Annotated in this window: 6 protein-coding genes and 1 pseudogene; 5 read left to right on the forward strand and 2 right to left on the reverse strand. The window is 65.9% G+C overall.

Annotated elements, in window-relative coordinates; all coding sequences use genetic code 11:
- From QZY06_RS16235 to QZY06_RS16245, 3 genes and pseudogenes are all read left to right on the forward strand, one after another.
- Nucleotides 1–188: pseudogene (locus tag QZY06_RS16235) on the forward strand (alanine racemase); the annotation flags it as partial.
- A 77-nt stretch (nt 189–265) separates the two neighbouring features.
- Nucleotides 266–928 (forward strand): ribose-5-phosphate isomerase RpiA, encoded by a 663-nt coding sequence (rpiA, locus tag QZY06_RS16240; protein ID WP_295686109.1) that lies wholly within the window; start codon nt 266–268, stop codon nt 926–928.
- A gap of 6 nt (nt 929–934) precedes the next feature.
- Nucleotides 935–1,213 (forward strand): DUF2007 domain-containing protein, encoded by a 279-nt coding sequence (locus tag QZY06_RS16245; protein WP_295686110.1) that lies wholly within the window; start codon nt 935–937, stop codon nt 1,211–1,213.
- Nucleotides 1,214–1,319: 106 nt separating this feature from the next.
- Here the strand turns inward: QZY06_RS16245 and QZY06_RS16250 are convergent, their stop codons facing one another.
- Both QZY06_RS16250 and QZY06_RS16255 read right to left on the reverse strand, forming a co-directional pair.
- Nucleotides 1,320–1,601 (reverse strand): RNA-binding protein, encoded by a 282-nt coding sequence (locus QZY06_RS16250; RefSeq protein WP_022977859.1) that lies wholly within the window; start codon nt 1,599–1,601, stop codon nt 1,320–1,322.
- 40 nt (nt 1,602–1,641) lie between these two features.
- Nucleotides 1,642–3,036: a DEAD/DEAH box helicase gene (locus QZY06_RS16255; RefSeq protein ID WP_293392086.1), complete on the reverse strand. Its 1,395-nt coding sequence runs from the start codon at nt 3,034–3,036 to the stop codon at nt 1,642–1,644.
- A 376-nt stretch (nt 3,037–3,412) separates the two neighbouring features.
- Here QZY06_RS16255 and QZY06_RS16260 point away from each other — a divergent pair, with 376 nt between their 5' ends.
- The gene (locus QZY06_RS16260) at nt 3,413–3,910 is read left to right on the forward strand and encodes a DUF4399 domain-containing protein (RefSeq protein WP_295686111.1); all 498 of its coding nucleotides are present in this window, start codon (nt 3,413–3,415) and stop codon (nt 3,908–3,910) included.
- Nucleotides 3,911–4,179: 269 nt separating this feature from the next.
- Entirely contained in the window at nt 4,180–4,752 is a 573-nt protein-coding gene (locus tag QZY06_RS16265) for a hypothetical protein (protein WP_295686112.1), read from the forward strand.
- Nucleotides 4,753–4,897: the final 145 nt, after the last annotated feature.

A 4,897-nucleotide genomic window follows, 5' to 3' on the forward strand; every position in this document is an offset into this window, starting at 1 on the left:
AAGACTCGCGCGCCTCGTTCCGGCTGCTGCGCGAACTGCGCGACCGTGTTCGCACCTCCGGCAGCGTCGATGCGAGCGCCTTCGATCAGCTATCGATGGGCATGTCCGACGATTTCGAAGTAGCGATCGAGGAAGGCGCGACGATGGTGCGCATCGGTTCAGCGCTGTTCGGAGCGCGCCCCAACTGAACCCATCGAAGTGCATCGTCCCCTCGCCTGCTTCAAACTCGCGCCGCCTCCACCCCCATCGATCACCGCCTCGTCCCATGGATCAGAACCAAGCCAAGAAAGCTGCCGCCGAAGCGGCCCTGAAATATCTCGTGCCGGGCGAACTGCTCGGCGTCGGTACCGGGTCGACGGTCAATTACTTCATCGATGCGCTGGCCGCGCACAAGCAAGACATTCCTGGCGCGGTGTCGTCATCGAACGCTTCGACCGAACGGCTGAAGAAGATCGGCATTCCGGTGGTCGAACTGAACGAGGCCGGCACCCTGTCGATCTATGTCGACGGCGCCGATGAAGCCGACAAGCACCTGCGTCTGGTCAAGGGCGGCGGTGGCGCGCTGACCCGCGAAAAGATCGTCGCCGCGGCCTCGCGCAAGTTCATCTGCATCGCCGACGAATCGAAGCTGGTGCCGGTGCTCGGCGCCTTTCCGCTGCCGGTGGAAGTGATTCCGATGGCCCGCTCCTACGTCGCCCGCGAACTGGTGCGCCTGGGCGGCAATCCGAAGCTGCGCGAGGGCTTCGTCACCGACAACGGCGGCCTGATCCTCGACGTCTCCGGTTTGTCGATCATCGATCCGCTGAAGATGGAAACCGAGATCGGCCTGCTCGCCGGCGTGATCAGCGTCGGCCTGTTCGCCCATCGCGGTGCCGACGTGCTGCTGCTCGGCGGCCCGAACGGCGTTCGCGAAGTGCTACCCGAGTAAAACCCCTTGAGCGACGATCCGGACGACTGGCTGACCGTCGCACGCTTCAGCGATGCAGTCGAAGCGCAGTTGCTGCAAGGGCGCTTGCAGGCGGACGGCATCGAAGCCTTCCTCGCCGATCGCAACCACGTGCAGGCCGATCCGCTGATCGCGCTGGCACTGGGCGGCGTACGGGTGCAGGTGAAGGCCCGTGATGTCGACGCAGCACGAGTGGTCATCGCCGCGCTGGCCTCGGGCGACTACGCGCTGGACGAGGATTTCGATCCCGGCGCCAGCGTCGAGTAGCGCCCAGCAAAAACGCCACGACCGCAAAGCGATCGTGGCGTCTGGGTGCAGCAAGCTGCAGCGTTTCAGGTAATCGTGATGATCGCCCGAAAGGCTGCGTCAGCCCTTAACGGCGCGGACCGCCCGGGCGGCCGCCCTTCTTGTCGTCCTTCGGGCGTTCTTCGTTGACGCGCAGCAGATTGCCGCGCAGTTCCTTGCCGTTCAGGCCGGCGATGGCGGCACGGGCTTCGTGACCTTCCATCTCGATGAAACCGAAACCGCGGCATTTGCCCGAAAACACATCGTGCGCGAGCTTGATCGAGCGGACGCGACCGTGCGTCGAGAACAGCTCGGTCAGTTCCTTTTCAGTCGTGTCGGTGGGCAGGTTGCCGGCATAGATACGCTTCATCCAATGACTCCTTCTTCTCGGTTAACGGTGAGCGACGCAATCAACGCGTGCGCTGGTTCTGATTGTTGGTGCCGGCCGGCCGCGCACCATCGCGCGACGGACGTGCATGGCGATTGCCGTTGTTGCTGCTCGGCGCGGCGCCGGCACCCGGACGACGGGCACCGTTGCCGGCAGGAGCGTGACCGCGGCCACCCGGCGCATTACGCGGACGCTCGCCACGCTCGCGCTCCGGCGGCGCCGGCGGACGGGCTGCGGCAGCAGCGCGCTCTTCGGCGGTCGGCTGCGAGCCCGGCTCGTAGCCCGGCACCGTCGACGACGGAATCGACTTGCGCAGCAGGCGCTCGATGTCCTTCAGGAAGGCGCGCTCATCCGGCGACACCAGGCTGATCGCTTCGCCCTCGGCGCCGGCACGGCCGGTACGACCGATGCGATGGACGTAATCCTCCGGCACGTTCGGCAGTTCGTGGTTGATGACGTGCGGCAGCTGGTCGATGTCGATGCCGCGCGCGGCGATATCGGTGGCCACCAGAACGCGGATCTTGCCGGCCTTGAAGTCGGCGAGCGCACGGGTGCGGGCGTTCTGCGATTTGTTGCCGTGGATCGCATCGGCCAGGATGTTCTCGCGCACCAGCTGTTCGGCCAAGCGATTGGCGCCGTGCTTGGTACGCGTGAAGATCAGAACCTGCTTCCAGTCACCGGCCTTCACGAGATGCGCGATCAGCGCGGTCTTGCGGCCCTTGTCGACCGGGTGCACGCGCTGGGCAACCAGCTCGGCAGCGGTGTTGCGCGGGGCCACGTCGACGCTCGCCGGATCGTGCAGCAGGCCTTCGGCCAGCGAGCGGATTTCCGGGTTGAAGGTGGCCGAGAACAGCAGGTTCTGGCGCTTCTGCGGCAGCGCCTGAATGACCCGGCGGATGTCACGGATGAAGCCCATGTCGAGCATGCGGTCGGCTTCGTCGAGCACCAGCATCTGGATGCCGGACAGATTCACCGTGCGCTGCTGGAGATGGTCGAGCAGGCGGCCCGGCGTGGCGACGATGATGTCGACACCGCGGCGAAGCTGGTCGATCTGCGGATTGATGCCGACGCCGCCGAAGATGATCGCGGTCTTGATCGCCGGCAGATGGCGGCCGTAGGTACGCATCGAATCACCGACCTGAGCGGCCAGTTCGCGAGTCGGCACCAGCACCAGCACTTTCGGCGGGGCAACGCGCGCGGTGGTCGCGGCATCGCGCGGCTGTGAGGCCAGGCGGTTGAGGATCGGCAAGGTGAAGGCAGCCGTCTTGCCGGTACCGGTCTGGGCGGCGCCAAGCAGATCGCGGCCGGAGATGACGATCGGGATCGCCTGCGCCTGGATCGGCGTGGGCTTTTCGTAGCCTTCGTCAGTGAGGGCGCGCAACAGTTCCGGGCATAGGCCCAATTCAGCAAACAACATGTTTCATTACTCCTGAAGCCGCCACACCGTGCGCAGAAACGCTCTGCACGGCACCGGTTCAGGCAGTGGGGACGAGGATTTCGAACCGCGCCGACTGGCGCATCGAGGGTTTGTACTACCGGAAAGACCTTGAACTGCGGCGCCGGGGAGGCGGCCGGATGCATCGTCTTCAAGCAGGGGCGCAACCGGAGCGCCTCACCAAACTGGGGCGAAGTATACGCGATCAGCCCCGGCCACGCCCGACCGAGTTTGGCCGCCAGGAGCCGCGCCGGACATGGCCGGGCGTCGGGCACGGGCGGTGCAGGTATCCTTGCCTGCGCCTGCAGCCGCAGTTTGCTGCCGGCGTCGTTCCCACGAAAACCGAAGGTAAAAGATCATGAACCACACTCGCTCACTGTCGCTGCTGCTGTCCGCCACCGTATTGCTTGCGGCCTGCAAAAAGGAAGAAGCCGCTCCTGCGGCAGCGCCCACCGCCGAACCGGCTGCCGCTGCACCGGAAGCCGCAGCGGAAGGGCTGAAATCGTCGCCGGCTCCAGAAGGTGCCAAGGTTTCGTTCGCCGAACTGAAGGACGGCGCCACCGTCAGCAGCCCGCTGCTGGTCAAATTTGCCGTCGAAGGCATCGCTCTGGCCCCGGCAGGCGCCGTGGAACCAGCCAGCGGCCATCACCATCTGGTGATCGACGCCGAGTTGCCGCCGCCAGACGCGCCGATCCCGGCCAACGCCAACTACGTGCATTTCGGCAAGGCCCAGACCGAGGCCACGATCGAGCTGACCCCGGGCACGCATACCCTGCAGCTGGTGTACGGAAATGGCATGCACGTGCCGTTCAATCCGCCGCTGGCTTCCGACAAGATCACCGTCACCGTCAAGTAAGCGCCGCTCGTCAGCAAATCGCGACGGCTCGGCGGGTGTTCGCCGAGCCGTCCTTTCCACCACGTCAACCTCTGGCTCACCAAGCCCGCAAACACATATTGATTTGCGCCGTCCCAACCGGCTGACGCCGACTCTGGCCGACACCCTCGAACGGATGTGAAGCGGAACCCCGACCAAGCCCCGGCTACCGCCTGCACGCTCCGGCCCTTTCGCTATGCGAGCGACTTCCCGGCGCTGTCGCCATCGTTTTCCGCTGCTGCCCGCGTCGCTTGAACAAGCCGCTCTACTTCGGGCCGGTGGCCAGGCCGTTGTTCGGCATGCTGCACCTGCCGCTGGGTGCTTCGCGGCAGACCGGTATCCTGCTCTGCAACAGCTGGGGAACCGAATACCTGCGCACCTATCGCGGCCTGCGCGAACTGGCGCAAAGCCTCAGTGCCAGCGGTTTTCCGGTGCTGCGTTTCGACTACGGCGGCACTGGCGATTCCGGCGGCGATGCCCGCAGCAGCTGCCTGAATGGCTGGGTCGATGAACTCGGTATTGCTGCGCTTGCCTTGCGTGCCGAAACCGGCTGCAGCGATCTCTGCCTGCTCGGCCTGCGCTTCGGCGCTCTGCTGGCCCAGGAAGCGATCGCCACAGGCGTTGTCGCAGCCCAGGCCGTTGCCCTCTGGGACTCCCCGCCGAGCGGCGAAGTGTTCGTCGCCAATCTGCAGCAGATGGATCTGGCGCTGAACCACAAACGCAGCAGCGAACGCCGCGTGCGCTCCCAGCTGGTACCGCCGGCACGCGACGAACTGCTCGGCCACGAATGGCCGGAGGGCCTCGCCGCCGACATCGCCAAATAGCCGCGCTTGCGCCGCGACCTGCCCGGCCGGGTGATCTTCGTCAGCCGTGACCGCATTCCGCCGGACAGCGTTGAATCGATCCGCTTGCCCGACGCCGGCCACTGGAGCGATGTCGAACGCATCCACTCGCCGTGGCTGCCGAGCG

The sequence above is a fragment of the uncultured Nevskia sp. genome (assembly GCF_903885465.1).
In the GTDB taxonomy this organism is placed as follows: Bacteria; Pseudomonadota; Gammaproteobacteria; order Nevskiales; family Nevskiaceae; genus Nevskia.

Excerpts from the sequence above, each read along its gene's own strand:
- rpiA (WP_295686109.1), top strand. The coding sequence starts at position 266 with ATGGATCAGAACCAAGCCAAGAAAGCTGCCGCCGAAGCGGCCCTGAAA.
- QZY06_RS16250 (WP_022977859.1), bottom strand. The coding sequence starts at position 1,601 with ATGAAGCGTATCTATGCCGGCAACCTGCCCACCGACACGACTGAAAAG.
- QZY06_RS16255 (WP_293392086.1), bottom strand. The coding sequence starts at position 3,036 with ATGTTGTTTGCTGAATTGGGCCTATGCCCGGAACTGTTGCGCGCCCTC.
- QZY06_RS16260 (WP_295686111.1), top strand. The coding sequence starts at position 3,413 with ATGAACCACACTCGCTCACTGTCGCTGCTGCTGTCCGCCACCGTATTG.